We start from the raw sequence: 14,830 nt of genomic DNA, 5'->3' as shown, positions 1-14,830 counted from the left end.
GACATCCTGCCGATCAACGGCGCGGCCTGCGCCCCGACGGAGGCGCATTATCAGGTGCTGCCGGGCCCCGGGTGAGGCGGAGCGCCCGCCGCGGGGGCCGCGGGGGCGGGCACTGCTGACCGCCCCCCGTGCGGGCCCGGCGCGTTACGCAGCCTGTCCGGAGATCCCCGAGATCGCCTGGATCAGGGTGTCCTCGGTGACCTCGGCGGCGGTGAACTCGCGCATGATGCGTCCGCTGTACATCGCCACGATCCTGTCCGAGACATGCAGCACCTCCGGCATCTCCGACGAGATGACGATCACCGCGTAGCCCTGTTTCGCGAGCTCGCGCAGGAGGTTGTGGATCTCGGACTTGGAGCCGACGTCGATGCCGCGCGTCGGCTCGTCCACGATGAGCACCTCGGGCCGCATGGAAAGCCACTTGCCGATCACGATCTTCTGCTGGTTGCCGCCCGACAGATTGGCCACCGGCGTCCGCCAGCTCGGGCTCTTGATGGCGAGGCGATCGCGGTACTGGTCGTAGATCGAGATTTCCGCCCCGTCCGAGACGAAGGGCCCGGCGGTGAGGTCGCCCACCTGCGGCAGGGTCATGTTGTCCCGGCAGTTCATGCCGAGCACGAGGCCCTGTTCCTTGCGGCTTTCCGGAACGAGCGAGATGCCCCGCGCGATGGCCTCGATCGGGGAGGAGAGCGTGACCTCCTCGCCCTTGAGGAAGATGCGCCCGGCGGTGGGGGTGCGCAGGCCGAAGAGCGTCTCGGCGATCTCGGTGCGCCCCGCGCCGACGAGGCCGTAGAAGCCGAGCACCTCGCCCTCGTGCACCTCGAAGCTCGCCTCCTGGAACAGGTGGCCGCAGGACAGCCCCTCCGCCCTGAGCGCGACGGGGCCGACCTCCATGGGGTCGCGATTGCGGCTGAGATCGAGGGAGCGGCCGATCATCATGCGCGTGATCTCGTCCTCGTCGGTCGCGGCCGTCTCGACCGTGCCGCGATAGCTGCCGTCGCGCAGGACCGAGATGCGGTCCGTCATGCGGAAGATCTCCTCCATCCGGTGCGAGATGTAGACGATGCCCACGCCCTGCGCCCGCAGATCGGCGATCACGTCGAAGAGCACGACCTTCTCGGCATCCGTGAGCGAGGCGGTGGGCTCGTCGAAGATCACCGCCTTGGCATCGACGGTCAGCGCCCGGGCGATCTCGACCATCTGCCGGTTCGCAATGGACAGTTCGCCCACCCGCGTGCGCGCGTCGAAGCGCACCCGGAGCTTTTCGAGGATCGCGTCGGTGCGTGCGTGGAGCGTCGCCCAGTCGACGCGCCCGAAGCTCTTGCGCGGCAGTTCGCCGAGATAGACGTTCTCGGCCACCGAGAGCTCCTCGGCGAGGCTCAGTTCCTGGTGGATGAACATGACGCCCTCGGCCTTGGCCTCGAGCGGGCCGCGCATGACCGTCTCGCGCTCCTCGATGAAGATGCGGCCCGCGTCGGGCTGGTAGATGCCGCCGAGCACCTTCATCAGCGTGGACTTTCCGGCGCCGTTCTCGCCCATGAGCGCATGCACCTCGCCCGGCATCACGGAAAAGCTGACCCCGTCGAGGGCGCGCACGCCCGGGAAGGTCTTGACGATGCCCTCGAGGCGCAGGGCCGCGGTCTGGTCGGTCATATCTTCAACTCCTCTGCGCCCTTGCGGTTGAGCTGCCGGTCGAGGAACAGCACCACGATCAGGATCGTCCCGATCACGAGGTTCACCGTCTCCGTCTGCGCGCCGATGTGGCCGAGCCCCATGCGCAGAAGCTGGATCGCGAGCACGCCGCCGAGCGTGCCGATGACGGAGCCGCGCCCGCCGGTCAGCTTCGTGCCGCCGAGCACCACCGCCGTGATCACCCAGAGCTCGAAGAGCATCCCGTCGTTGGGGTTCACCGAGCCGCTGGCCGAGTAGAAGACGACGGCCGAAAGCGCGGCGAGAAAGCCGATGAGCACGAAATTGATCAGGATGTGCGGCCCGACGCGGAGCCCCGCGTTCACCGCCGCCTCGCGATTGTCGCCGATGGCATAGGCGTTGCGGCCGTGCACCGTGCGCGTCATCACCAGCCAGACGATCAGCACCACGGCGAGGAACACGAGCGCGGGCGTCTGCACCCCGAGGATCCCGGCCTCGGCGATGTCCACCATCGTCCAGTCGAGGTGAGAGGTCGGCTGCTCGCCGTTGTACATGAAGACGAGCCCGCGAAAGCCCAGCATCGCGCCCAGCGTGACGATGAAGGCGTCCACGCCGGTTTTCCAGACGATCATCCCGTTGATCAGCCCGAGCGTGCACCCCGTCAGCAGCGCGAGCCCCCATGCCAGCGGGATCGCGCCCGCCCCCATCGCCTCCATCATCGGCCAGCTCATCGAATCCAGCATCACGATGCCGGCGAGCGCATAGGTCGCGCCGACCGAGAGGTCGATGTTGCCGTTGATCATCACGACCGTCATGCCGACCGCGATGATCCCGAGGGGTGCCGCCTGCTTCAGAAGCAGAAGCATGTTGTCGGGATCCACGAAGGCGTTGTCCGACAGCGACAAGGTGCGCCCGACCACCTCGAAGAAGACGAGTTCCAGCAGGATGAAGCCCCAGATGGCGCTGCCCTTGAGAAGGGTCTTCAGTCTTTCGTCGTTCATCGTCTCCCCTCCTCAGGCGATCGGCGACCAGAGCTTCCCGCGCTTGGTGGCGATGTCGAGCCAGACCGCGAGGATGATGATGATCCAGGTGACGACGAACTGGACGTAGAACTCGAGCCCGGCCAGAAGCAGTCCGTTCTGGATGAAACCGAGGATCAGCACCCCGATCACCGTCTTGAAGATCGTCCCCGACCCGCCCAGCAGCGACGCGCCACCCAGGATCACCGCCGCCAGCACCTCGAGTTCAAGCCCCTGGCCCACGGTGTTCTGAGCGCCCATCGTGCGGCTCGCCTGAATGAGCCCCGCGGTGGCCACGCAGAAGGCCGAGATCAGGTATGTGGCGAAGACCACGCGCGCCCGCGGGATGCCCGAGAAGGTCGCCGCGGTGCCGTTGCCGCCCACGGCGTAGACCTTGCGCCCGAAGGGCGTCTTGGCGAGGATCATGCCGAGCACCGCGGCAAGGCCCAGGAACACCAGCACCGGGATCGGGATGCCGAGCGCCGAGCCGCGGCCGAAGACGCCGAACCAGGTGTAGTTCTGGTTGGCGATGTCCATGTTCTGCCCGCCGGAATAGGTCAGCGTCAGCCCGTGGATCGCCGACAGCATGCCCAGCGTCACGATCAGCGAGTTGAGCCTCAGGTAGCCGATCAGAAAGCCGTTGATCGCGCCGAGGGCGAGCGTCATCGCGTACATCGCCGGAATGGCGAGCGCGGGGCCGAAGGCGGGGTTTTCGTGCAGGTCCAGCACCACGATCGCCGAGAACGACAGCATCGAGCCCACCGAAAGGTCGAGGTTGCCGCCGATCACCACGAAGGTGACCCCGAGCGCCATGATGCCGAGGATCGCCGAGGACCGGATCACGCCGAAGACGTTGTCGATGTCGATGAAGCGTGGATTCCAGAGCGCGAACGCCACCATGAAGACGACGAAGGCGACGAGGATTCCCTGCCGTGCCAGAACGCCGCCCACCGACTTCATCGCCGTAGATTTCATAGCCGTGTCGGCCATTGTCCGTCCTCCCCTGTCGGACCGGTCCTGTCGTCCGCGCCGCCTCCTCCGCGGTGCGCCTGTCAGACCAGCGTCATGCCGCCGTCGATCATGACGATCTGGCCGGTCATGTAGTCGCTCGCCCGCGAGGCGAGGAACGTGGTCGTGCCGGTGACGTCCTCGGGCCGCGCCACGCGGCCCTTCAGGATGCCGGCCGAGAATTCTTCCATCGCCTGGCCGGGGCGGTCCGCCGCGCCGATCTCCATCAGGTCGCGGTCGACCTCTTCCCACATCTCGGTCGCCACCACGCCGGGGGCGAAGCCCGTCACGGTGATATCATGCTTCGCCAGATCGCGGGCGCCCGACTGCGTGAGGCTGATCACCGCCCATTTCGAGGCGCAGTACGGCGCGACGTTGTCGAAGCCCTGCCGCGCGGCGATGGAGGCGGTGTTGACGATCTTGCCGCCGCCGCCCTGCGCGATCATGCGACGCGCGGCCTCCTGCATGCCGATCAGGCAGCCGAGGCCGTTCACCTCCATGATCCCGCGCCAGTTCTCCTCGGTCACGTCGAGAAAGTTCATCGGCCTGTTGATACCGGCGTTGTTGAACATGACATCCAGCCGGCCGAAGGCCTCGACGGTCGCCTCGATCGTCGCGCGCACCGAGGCACGGTCGCGCACGTCGACGCACGCCGGGATCGCGGTGCCCGCCGGCGCCGTCGCGGCTGCAGCTGCGGCCTGGTCCGCGTTCAGATCGGCGAAGCACACCTTCGCGCCCGCCTCCGCGAGCGCGGCGCCCATCGCGCGGCCGATGCCGCGTGCCGCGCCGGTCACGATGCAGACACGGCCCTCCACTCCCCGAGGCTCGTCCACGGCAGGCTCCTTGATCGGTCTTCGACAATCGGCAGAGAGCGGGGCCGGCCGCCGTGGCCGGCCCCGGTACGCAGCGCCGCTCAGAACACAGGGCGGTCGAACTCGGCCATGTTCTCCTGCGTGATCTTCGGCGTGTCGAAGTAGTTGAGGAACGGCACGTCCTCGCCGTCGAGCACGTCGAGCGCCGTCTGAAGCGCGGCCTCGGCGTCATCCACCGGCGACTGGTAGATCGAGCCCCAGTACTCGCCGCTCTCCATCGCGTCGTAGCCCACGGCAAAATTCGTCGCGCCGACGAAGGTGATATCCTCCGCCCGGTCCGCCGACATCGCGGCGTTGAGCGCGCCGACGCCCATGTTGTCGTCGCCGGAATAGACACCGTCGATGTCGTCGTGCTGAACGAGGAACGCTTCCATCACCTGCTGTGCGTCCTCGCGGTTCCAGTTGCCCGGCTGGCTGTCCACCAGCGTGACGTCCGGGCAGACCTCGGGGAGGCGCTGCTGGAAGCCGTCGGAGCGCTCGATCGCCGTGGTGTAACCCGGCTGGCCGGTGATCTCGACGATCCGGGCCTCGCCCTCGATCCCCTGCTCCGTGAAGCGGTCGCACATGATCTCGGCGGCGCGCTGGCCCTGCTCGATGTTGTCGGGCCCGGAGAAGGAGCGCACGAAGTCGAAGCCTTCCTCGGAGATGTTCGAATTGGTGATGACCACCGGGATCTCGGCGCGGTGTGCTTGGCGCACGGCGGGGATCACCGCCTGCCCGTTGGTGGGCCAGATGATCATCGCGTCGACTTCCTGCTGCACGAGATCCTGGATCTGCGCGATCTGGCGGGACACGTCGCCGCCGGCGTCGAGGACCACGACATCCACGTCCGGGTTGGCCTCTGCCGCCTCGACGAAGGCCTGTTCGTAGGTCGTCTGGTAGCTGTCCACGCCCACGTTGTTCTGGGTGATGCCGATGGTGACGCTTTGCGCCGCAGCCGCCCCGCCGAGCGCCATCAGCGCGGTCGAGCAGGCGAGCGAAAGTCTGGTCGCACGGATCATGATATCCTCCCTCTGTTTATCGTCCGATTGCTGCGGTCCTCCCGAACCGGGAATCACCCGGCGCAATCCGACCCCATCGAGCGATTTCCCGGACGTTACGGAACCTCCCGATTATATCCAGTCCGGATGCAGTTTTATCCGTTTCGGATACATCGGCCTGTGTGCATCCTGACCAGATCGGACAATCCATGAAAGGCGCACCATGACGCGTAGACCCGAACGGGCCCCGCGGCCCGCCACCGACGGAACAGCGCAGGCGAAGATGACCCATGCGACGGCCCAGAATATCCGGTCCGGACAGGACGCGGGCGCCCGCCTCGCCGCATCCGCCGGCGATGCGGACCTTGCAACGGTCGTCAGCTTTCTCGGCGAGCTCTGCGAGGAGATCGACACCTCGCTCGAGCCGACGACGGTGAACCCGCACCTCAACATGCTCGTGCACCTGATGCGGGCGCATCTCGAGGGGCGTGTCGTCTCGGCGTCCTCGATGGTCTCGGCCTCGGGGGTTCCCTACGCCACCGCGATGCGCAAGCTGGGCGACATCCAGGCGGCAGGGCTGGTCGAGCAGCGCCCGCGCACGAAGACCGGCAAGAGCTTTTCGCTGCACCCGAGTCCCGCACTCCTGGCGCAGTTCAGCCAGCTCGCGGGCCGGGTCGCCCGCATCGCGCGATCGAACTTCGCGCAGCAGGAGACATCGCAGGACTACTTCTTCGGCGGCTCCTACCAGCCCGGCCGCGCCACGATCCCGCCGCCGCAGGTGCACCCCGCGCCGCTGAAGCTCGCGGGCGGGCTGCGCATCCTCGTGCACGGCGATCCGACCTTCATGGTCATGGACAACCTGAAGCGGCAGTTCGAGCAGATCGTGGGCACCAGCATCGCGCAGCGCGCCTTCTCCATCGACCGGCTGCGTCTGGAGGCGCTGCGCAACGCCGAGCGCAAGAAAAGCCGCTACGACCTGATCGCGGTCGATCTGCCCTGGATCGGCGAGTTCGCCGCGCGCGGCGTGATCGCGCCGCTGGCGGAGGTGATGGACGTCGAGCGCCTCGACCCGGGCGACTTCCACACCGCCGGCTGGCAGGCCGCGCACTGGGACGGGGTGCCCTACGGCGTGCCGAGCCAGACCACGCCGGAGCTGATGTTCTACCGCAAGGACTGGTTCGCGCAGGACGGGCTGGCGCCGCCGGAGACCACGGTGCAGGTGATCGAGGCGGCGCACCACTTCCACGACCCGCGCGCCGGGCGCTACGGCGTCGCCTGGAACGCGGCCCGGGGCACGGCGCTCGGGCATACCTTCATGATGACCTGCGCGGCCTTCGGTCAGCCGATCGTGGACCTGCCGCCGGTGGCGGGGGGCTTCGACGCGGACCGGCTCGCGGACGGGCCGTGGCGGCCGCGGCTCGACACGCCGCGCGCGCAGGACGCCGCCGCCTACCTGATGGAGCTCATGGCCTATTCGCCGCCCGACATCCTGTCGATGTCATGGTACGAGCGCGTGCGCCCCTATGCCGCCGGCCGCGTCGCGATGGCCTACGGCTACACGCTGCTCGCCCCCTATTTCGAACTCGACGCCACCTGCCCGGCCTACGGCAACACCGGCTACCTGCCGCATCCGCACGGGCCGCGGGGCGCGCCGATCGCGCCCGTCGGGGGCTATGCGCTCTGCGTACCCGCCAACCTCGCCGAGGAGCGGGTGGCCGAGGCGGTAGAAGCGCTCGTCACCTTCACCTCGCCCGAGGCGCAGAAGCTCTACGCGCAGAACGGCAGCCGCACGGCGCCGCGCTACTCGGTGGGTGCGGACCCGGAGGTGCGCCGCCTCTCGCCCATCTTCGAACTCGTCGACCAGATGTCGTGGCGCGACGAGCTTCAGTTCTGGCCGCGCCCGCCGCTGCCGCGGATTTCCGAGATCGTCACGCTCTGCGGAACGGAGCTGCACGACATGCTGCGCGGGCTCACCGCGCCGGGGGAGGCGCTCGCCCGGCTGCAGGCGCGCGCCGAGGAGATCCTCGAGACACCAGTTCACTAGGTTCGCAAGGGAGGACACGATGGACCCGAACCGCCTGACCGGCAAGAACATCCTGATCACCGGCGCCGCGCGCGGCATGGGCGCGGCGAACGCCGAGGCCTTCGCGGCGCAGGGTGCCAACGTCGCCCTCGGCGACCTCGACGCGGCGGCGGCGCAGGCGGTCGCGGACGAGATCACCGCGCGCGGCAACGGCAGGGCGATCGCGGTCGAGATGGACGTGACGACGCGCGAGGACAACGCCGCCGCCGTCGCCGCCACGGTCGAGGCCTTCGGCTCCATCAACGTCGGCGTCTTCAATGCCGGCCTGAACAAGCCCCGGTTCTTCATGGATATCGATGAAGACAACTGGGACATGATCATGAACGTCAATACCAAGGCGATGTGGCTGGGCATGCAGGAGACCGCGCGCCAGATGATCGCCCAGGGCAAGGAGGGCGGGCCCTACAAGCTGATCAACGTCGGATCCATCGCGTCGCGCAAGCCGCTGGTGGACGTGACCGTGTACTGCACCTCGAAATACGGCTGCCTCGCGCTGACGCACTGCGGGGCGGTGGCGCTCGCAGAGCACAACATCACCGTCAACGGCTACGCGCCCGGCGTCGTGGTCACGCCGCTCTGGGAGCAACTCGACAAGGACCTCGTCGACATCGGCTTCAAGGAGCGCGAGGGGCAGGCCTACGACGACATCGTGCGCGACCAGCTGCAGATCAAGCGCGTCTCCTACCCCGACGACATCACCGGCACCGCCTCGTTCCTCGCGAGCGGCGACAGCGACTACATGACCGGCCAGATGATCCACATCGACGGGGGCTGGTGCATCCAGTGACGGCCGCGGGCGCAGGGTGCGTGCTCTGCTCGCACCGTCCGCGCCGCCGATCGACCAACCCAAGGTGCGTGGCGAGCACGCACCCGACGCCTCACGGGAGGACGACCCCATGACCCTCGCTCTCAAGCCCAATCTCCTGACGCCGCAGGACCTCGACCCCAACTGGCGGTGGGAGGGCCGCATCCCGGCCTGGGGCCACACCTCCGTGGATTTCGAGCGCCGCGTCGATCACGACCGCCTGCGCCGCTACCGTCTCGCGCGGACTCGGCAGGCGCTTCAGGCGTCGAATGCCGGCACGCTCCTGCTCTTCGACGTCAACAACATCCGCTACGTCTCGGCCACCAAGATCGGTGAGTGGGAGCGCGACAAGATGTGCCGCTTCTGCCTGCTGACGGGCGACGACTCCCCTTATGTCTGGGACTTCGGCTCGGCCGCCGTGCACCACCAGAAGCATTCCGACTGGCTGGAGCCCGACCATTGCCTTGCCGGCGTCGTCGGCATGCGGGGCACGATCCCGCCCGAGTTCGGGTTGATGCGCAAGTATGCCAGGCAGATCGCCGGGCTGATCAAGGAGGCCGGCATGGCCGACATGCCGGTGGGCGTGGACTACGCCGAGACGGCGATGTTCCACGCGCTGCAGGAGGAGGGCCTGCACGTCGTGGACGGCCAGCAGATCATGCTCGCCGCGCGCGAGATCAAGAACTGGGACGAGATCCAGCTCCTGACGCAGGCGGCCTCGATGGTCGATGGCGTCTACCACATGATCTACGAGGAGCTGAAGCCGGGGATCCGCGAAAACGACATCGTCGCGCTCTCGAACAAGATGCTCTACGAGATGGGGTCCGACGACGTCGAGGCGATCAACGCGATCAGCGGAGAGCGCTGCAACCCGCATCCGCACAATTTCACCGACCGCTACTTCCGTCCCGGCGACCAGGCCTTCTTCGACATCCTGCAGTCCTACCAGGGCTACCGGACCTGCTATTACCGGACCTTCAACATCGGCCGCGCGACGCCCGCGCAGCACGATGCCTACGTGAAGGCGCGGGAATGGATCGACGCCTCGATCGACCTGATCCGGCCCGGCGTGAGCACCGACGTCGTCGCGCAGGCCTGGCCCGGGGCGGAGGCGTTCGGCTTCCCGAACGAGGACGCGGCCTTCGGGCTCCAGTTCGGCCACGGCCTCGGCCTCGCGCTGCACGAGCGGCCGATCATTTCCCGCGCGGTCAGCCTCGAGCACCCCATGGAGATCAGGACCGGCATGGTCTTCGCGCTCGAGACCTACTGCCCGGCCGCCGACGGCTATTCCGCCGCACGCATCGAGGAGGAGGTCGTGGTGACCGAGACCGGCTGCGAGGTGATTTCGCTCTTCCCGGCCGAGGAGCTTCCGATCGCCAACAGGTATTGAGGTGCGTGCAAGCACGCACCCTACGCCCGCACCGGCCCCGGGGTGCGTGATCTCATGCACCGCGAGGCATGACCGGCTGAGGAGGCGGGGGGCTGTCTGCCCCCCGCACCCCCCGAGGATATTTTCACCAAGAAGAAGACAGGACCGCGGCGTGGCCCGCGCGGGAGGACGGATGACCGATGCGAGGACGAACAGTGCGGAGTATCTGCGGATGTACCGCCAGATGGTGCGGATCCGGACGTTCGAGGACAATGCGAACCAGCTTTATCTGTCGGCGAAGATGCCGGGGCTGACGCATATGTACTCGGGCGAGGAGGCGGTCGCTGTGGGCCTCTGCGAGGCGCTGACCGACGACGACCGGATCACCTCGACGCATCGCGGGCACGGGCACTGCGTGGCCAAGGGGGCCGAGTTCCGGGAGATGTTCTGCGAGCTTCTGGGCAAGGCGGAGGGCTATTGCCGGGGCAAGGGCGGCTCGATGCACATCGCCGACCAGAGCCACGGCAACCTTGGCGCGAACGCCATCGTGGGCGGTTCGATGGGGATCGCGACCGGTTCGGCCCTGCGCGCGAAGCTCATGGGCTCCGACGACGTGACGGTGTGCTTCTTCGGCGACGGGGCGACGGCGCAGGGGCTCTGGTACGAGGTGATGAACATGGCCGCGCTCTGGCGGCTGCCGGTGATCTACGCCTGCGAGAACAACGGCTATTCGGAGTACACGAAGACCGAGGAGATCGCCGCCGGTTCCATCACCGCGCGCGCGGAGGCCTTCGGGATCGAGGCGCACCGCGTCGACGGGCAGGACGTGCTCGCCGTGAACGCGCTGGCGCGCGACCTCGTGGCGCGCGCGCGCCGGGGCGAGGGGCCGTTCTTCGTCGAGCTCGAGACCTACCGCTACCACGGCCACCACGTGGGCGACATCAACCGGGAATACTACCGCTCGAAGGAGGAGGAGCGCGACTGGAAGGAGAACCGCGATCCCATCCTGCGCTTCCGGGGCTGGCTCGTCTCCGAGGGGATCGCCACGGAGGACGAGATCGAGGCGATGGGCGCGGAGATCGCGGAGGACGCCGCCGCGGCGGTGGCCTATGCCGAGGCCGCCGCCTATCCGCCGGCCCACGAGGTCGACATGCATGTCTTCGCGGACTGAGGAGAGAGCGATGCGCGAGATCACCCTGTCGCGGGCCGTGAACGAGGCGATCGCCGAGGAGATGCGGCGCGACCCGCGCGTCTTCCTGATGGGCGAGGACGTGGCCGAGGCCGGCACCCCCTTCAAGGTTCTCTCCGGGCTCGTGGAGGAGTTCGGGCCCGAGCGCGTGATCGACACGCCGATCAGCGAGCCGGGCTTCGTGGGCCTCGCCGTGGGCGCGGCGATGACCGGCGCGCGGCCCGTCGTCGACCTGATGTTCGGCGATTTCCTCTACCTGGTTATGGACCAGCTCTGCAATCAGGCGGCCAAGCAGCACTACATGTCGGGCGGCAAGCTGACGGTGCCGATGGTGCTGCGCACCAACCTCGGCGCGACGCGGCGCTCGGCGGCGCAGCATTCGCAGTCGCTGCAGGCGCTGGTGGCGCATATCCCGGGGCTGAAGGTGGCGATGCCCTCTTCGGCCTACGAGGCGAAGGGGCTGATGAAGACCGCGATCCGGGACGAGAACCCGGTGGTGATCTTCGAGGACAAGCTGATGTACCAGGACAAGGCCCCGGTGCCGGAGGAGGAGTACCTGATCCCCTTCGGGCAGGCGAAGGTGACGCGGCCGGGCCGCGACATCACGCTGATCGCCACCTCCTCGATGGTGCAGGTGGCCGAGGCCGCGGCGGAGCGGCTCTCGGGCGAGGGGATCCAGGCGGAGGTCATCGACCCGCGCACGCTGGTGCCGCTCGACGAGGCGACGCTCCTGGAGAGCGTGAAGAGGACCAGCCGCGCGATCGTGATCGACGAGGGCCACCAGAGCTACGGGGTGACCGCCGAGATCGCGAGCCGGCTCACCGAGAAGGCCTTCTACCATCTCGACGCGCCGGTGGTCCGGATGGGCGCGATGGACGTGCCGGTGCCCTTCAGCCCGGCGCTGGAGGACCTGACGGTTCCGGCGCCCGAGGGCGTGGTGGAGATCGCGCGCAGGCTCTGCGCCGGGGAGCTCGTCCATGGCGCATGACGTGACCATGCCCCAGCTCGGCATGGCGCAGGACGCGGGCAAGATCGTGTCCTGGCTGAAGGCGCCGGGCGACGCGGTGGCGGCGGGCGAGGCGCTCTTCGAGGTGGAGACCGACAAGGCGGTGATGGAGGTCGAGGCGCCGGCCGCGGGCTATCTCTCGGCCGTGGCCTTCGGCGACGGCGCGGAGGTGCCGGTGGGCGCGGTGATCGCGCGCATCGTCGCGACCGCCGAGGAGGTGGAGGCCGCGGCGCCCGCGCCGGAGGCGCAGGGAGCGCCCGCGCCGGAGGCGCATGGAAAGAGCGCGCCGGAGGCGCAGGGAGAGCCCGCGCCGGAGGCCCCCGGGGCCGGGGCGGCCGGCGGCGCCGCCGCGCTGCCCGATGGCCACCCGGTGACCATGCCGCAACTCGGCATGGCGCAGGACGCGGGCGTCCTGGTGAGCTGGCTCAAGGCGCCGGGCGACCGGGTCGCGGCCGAGGACGTGCTCTTCGAGGTGGAGACCGACAAGAGCACCATGGAGGTGGAGGCCGGCCGCGCGGGCTGGCTCGCCGCCACCCTCGCGCGGGCCGGCGAAGAGGTGCCGGTGGGCGAGGCGGTCGCCATCCTCTCGGAGGCCGAGCCCGCCGTGCCGGTGGCGCGCTCGGTGAGGGACGGGGCGGCCCCGACCGCGGCGGCGACGACGAAGGCGCCTGCCGCCGAAGCCACGGCGAAGGCCCCTGCCACAGCGCACTCCCCGCAGACCGCGCAGCCTGCGCCTGCGACTGAATCTGCTGCTCCAGTGGCGCCCCACGCCCGCGGCGGGCGCATCCTCGCCTCGCCCAAGGCGCGGCGGCTGGCGGCGGAGGAGGGGCTCGACCTCGCCCGTCTCGCGGAGGCGGGGCATCCGCAGCCCTATCATGTCGCCGATCTCGCCGTGCTGCGCGCCATGCCGACAGCCCCGGCCGCGGCCGGGGCGCCCGCGCTGCCGCCGCGCCGGCTGACCGCGTCGGTGGCCACCGACGGGCTCGCCGCCTTCGCCGCCTGGGCCGCGGCGGCCGAGGGCCTTTCGTCAGACGCGGTGCTCGCCGGGCTCGTGGGCGCGAGCCTCGGCGCGGACGATGCCGTGACCGTCGCCGTGGCGCGCATGGGGGCGGCGCGCGGCTTCACGGTGCCGCCGGGGCGCGCGCTCTCGGCGGTGGCCGCGGCCGATTCCGACGCGCCGCCGGCGCTCGTCGTGCGCGATCTGCGTGGCACGCCGCTCGTCGCGGTCGCCATGGGCGCGGAGCCCGCGCCGGTCCTGACCATCATGGAGGCGGGCATGGGCGCGGGCGCGGGGGGCGGCCTTTCGATCACTCTGGAATGCGGCGCCGAGGCGCTCGACGCGGACGCGGCGATCGGGCTTCTCGCGGCCGTCGCGGGCCGGCTCGACGACCCGCTCCGCCACCTGCTCTGACCCACGGGGGACCCGCATGGACCACACCGATCTCTACATCGACGGCCAATGGCGCAGGACGGAGGCGCGCTTCGACGTCGTCAACCCGGCCACGGAAGAGGTGCTCGCTTCCGTCGCCTCGGCCGGGATCGCCGACGCCGACGCCGCGCTCGACGCCGCCGAGCGCGCCATGGCCGACTGGGCCGCGCGGACGCCGCGCGCGCGCGCCGAGGTGCTGCGCAAGGCGTGGGAGCTGATGACTGCCCGGCTCGACCACTTCGCGCATCTGATCACGCTGGAGAACGGCAAGGCGGGTGTCGATGCCCGCGGCGAGGCGGCCTACGCCGCCGAGTTCTTCCGCTGGTTCGCCGAGGAAGCGGTGCGCGCCGACGGGCTCATCACCAACGCCCCGGCCTCCGGCGCGCGCATCATGGTGCAGCACAAGCCCGCGGGCCTCGCCGTGCTGGTGACGCCCTGGAACTACCCCGCCGCCATGGGCACGCGGAAGATCGCGCCGGCGCTCGCGGCGGGCTGCGGCGTTGTGATCAAGCCCGCCTCCGAGACGCCGCTCACCATGCTCGCGCTGATGCCGCTCCTGGAGGAGGCGGGCGTGCCCAAGGGCCTCGTCAACGTGCTGCCCTCGGCGCGGACCGGCGCGCTGGTCGATCACATGCTGCACGACCCGCGCGTGCGGGTGGTGAGCTTCACCGGCTCCACCGGGGTGGGGCGCAAACTGCTGAAGTCGGCCGCCGACCAGGTGCTGAAGCCCGCGATGGAGCTCGGCGGCAACGCGCCGGTGCTGGTCCTCGACGACGCCGACATGGAGACCGCGATCGAGGGCACGATGCTCGCCAAGATGCGCAACCTCGGCGAGGCCTGCACGGCCGCCAACCGCATCTACGTCCATGAGAGCCTCGCCGAGGACTTCACCGCGCGGCTCTCCGAGCGCATGGCGGCGCTGAAGGTGGGCGACGGCACCGATCCCTCGGTCGATGTCGGGCCGCTGGTCAACGCCGAGACGCGCGACAAGGTGGCCGCCTTCGTCGCCGACGCGCTGGCGCGCGGCGCGCGGCTCGACTGCGGCGGGGTGGTGCCGGAGGGCCCGGGCTTCTTCTACCCGCCGACGGTGATCTCTGACGTGCCGGAGGACGCGGACTGCGTGCACGACGAGATCTTCGGCCCCGTCGCCGCGATCCAGAGCTTCACCGACACGGAGGACGCGATCCGGCGCGCCAACGCCACCGAGTACGGGCTGGTCGCCTACGTCTGTTCCGGTGACTTCCGGCGCGGCCTGCAGGTCTGCGAGCGGCTCGACTACGGCATGGTGGGGCTCAACCGCGGGCTCGTCAGCGATCCGGCGGCGCCCTTCGGCGGCACCAAGCAGTCCGGCCTCGGCCGCGAGGGCGGGCACGAAGGGATGCTGGAGTTCATGGAAACGCAATACATCTCGGCAGAGTGG

General features: G+C 69.5%; 12 protein-coding genes. 7 read left to right on the top strand and 5 right to left on the bottom strand.

Features of this window, described 5'->3' with window-relative positions; all coding sequences use genetic code 11:
* Window positions 1–144: 144 nt before the first annotated feature.
* From ACESL7_RS05440 to ACESL7_RS05420, 5 genes are all read right to left on the bottom strand, one after another.
* Window positions 145–1,653, bottom strand: a complete 1,509-nt coding sequence (locus ACESL7_RS05440) for a sugar ABC transporter ATP-binding protein (protein ID WP_372892227.1) — start codon at window positions 1,651–1,653, stop codon at window positions 145–147.
* Window positions 1,650–2,651: an ABC transporter permease gene (locus ACESL7_RS05435; RefSeq protein ID WP_372892225.1), complete on the bottom strand. Its 1,002-nt coding sequence runs from the start codon at window positions 2,649–2,651 to the stop codon at window positions 1,650–1,652. The genes ACESL7_RS05440 and ACESL7_RS05435 overlap by 4 nt, the downstream gene beginning before the upstream one ends.
* A 12-nt stretch (window positions 2,652–2,663) precedes the next feature.
* The gene (locus ACESL7_RS05430; RefSeq protein WP_372892223.1) at window positions 2,664–3,659 is read right to left on the bottom strand and encodes an ABC transporter permease; all 996 of its coding nucleotides are present in this window, start codon (window positions 3,657–3,659) and stop codon (window positions 2,664–2,666) included.
* Between the two features lie 62 nt (window positions 3,660–3,721).
* Window positions 3,722–4,438, bottom strand: a complete 717-nt coding sequence (locus ACESL7_RS05425; protein ID WP_372892229.1) for an SDR family oxidoreductase — start codon at window positions 4,436–4,438, stop codon at window positions 3,722–3,724.
* Window positions 4,439–4,590: 152 nt separating this feature from the next.
* Window positions 4,591–5,550 carry a sugar ABC transporter substrate-binding protein gene (locus ACESL7_RS05420; RefSeq protein WP_372892222.1) on the bottom strand — a complete coding sequence of 320 codons (960 nt, stop codon included), beginning with the start codon at window positions 5,548–5,550 and terminating at the stop codon, window positions 4,591–4,593.
* A gap of 262 nt (window positions 5,551–5,812) precedes the next feature.
* On the opposite strand from ACESL7_RS05420, the gene ACESL7_RS05415 reads away from it, so the two are divergent.
* The 7 genes from ACESL7_RS05415 to ACESL7_RS05385 form a co-directional block, all read left to right on the top strand.
* A complete protein-coding gene (locus tag ACESL7_RS05415; RefSeq protein ID WP_372892220.1) occupies window positions 5,813–7,573 on the top strand; it encodes an ABC transporter substrate-binding protein in 1,761 nt (586 codons plus the stop codon).
* Window positions 7,574–7,592: 19 nt separating this feature from the next.
* The gene (locus ACESL7_RS05410; RefSeq protein WP_372892218.1) at window positions 7,593–8,399 is read left to right on the top strand and encodes an SDR family NAD(P)-dependent oxidoreductase; all 807 of its coding nucleotides are present in this window, start codon (window positions 7,593–7,595) and stop codon (window positions 8,397–8,399) included.
* Window positions 8,400–8,508: 109 nt separating this feature from the next.
* Entirely contained in the window at window positions 8,509–9,807 is a 1,299-nt protein-coding gene (locus ACESL7_RS05405; protein WP_372892216.1) for a M24 family metallopeptidase, read from the top strand.
* A 172-nt stretch (window positions 9,808–9,979) separates the two neighbouring features.
* On the top strand, window positions 9,980–10,957 hold the full coding sequence (locus tag ACESL7_RS05400) for a thiamine pyrophosphate-dependent dehydrogenase E1 component subunit alpha (RefSeq protein WP_372892214.1): 978 nt from the start codon (window positions 9,980–9,982) through the stop codon (window positions 10,955–10,957).
* A gap of 10 nt (window positions 10,958–10,967) precedes the next feature.
* Window positions 10,968–11,963, top strand: a complete 996-nt coding sequence (locus ACESL7_RS05395; RefSeq protein ID WP_372892212.1) for an alpha-ketoacid dehydrogenase subunit beta — start codon at window positions 10,968–10,970, stop codon at window positions 11,961–11,963.
* Window positions 11,953–13,392, top strand: a complete 1,440-nt coding sequence (locus tag ACESL7_RS05390; RefSeq protein ID WP_372892210.1) for a biotin/lipoyl-containing protein — start codon at window positions 11,953–11,955, stop codon at window positions 13,390–13,392. The genes ACESL7_RS05395 and ACESL7_RS05390 overlap by 11 nt, the downstream gene beginning before the upstream one ends.
* A gap of 16 nt (window positions 13,393–13,408) precedes the next feature.
* Window positions 13,409–14,830: NAD-dependent succinate-semialdehyde dehydrogenase (locus ACESL7_RS05385; protein WP_372892208.1), on the top strand; the 1,422-nt coding region annotated here is incomplete at its 3' end.

Origin of the sequence: Rhodosalinus sp. (assembly GCF_041685465.1) — a bacterium.
Taxonomy (GTDB): domain Bacteria; phylum Pseudomonadota; class Alphaproteobacteria; order Rhodobacterales; family Rhodobacteraceae; genus Rhodosalinus.
The sequence above is the reverse complement of the archived record's forward strand: the minus strand, read 5'-3'. Positions and strand labels throughout refer to the sequence as shown.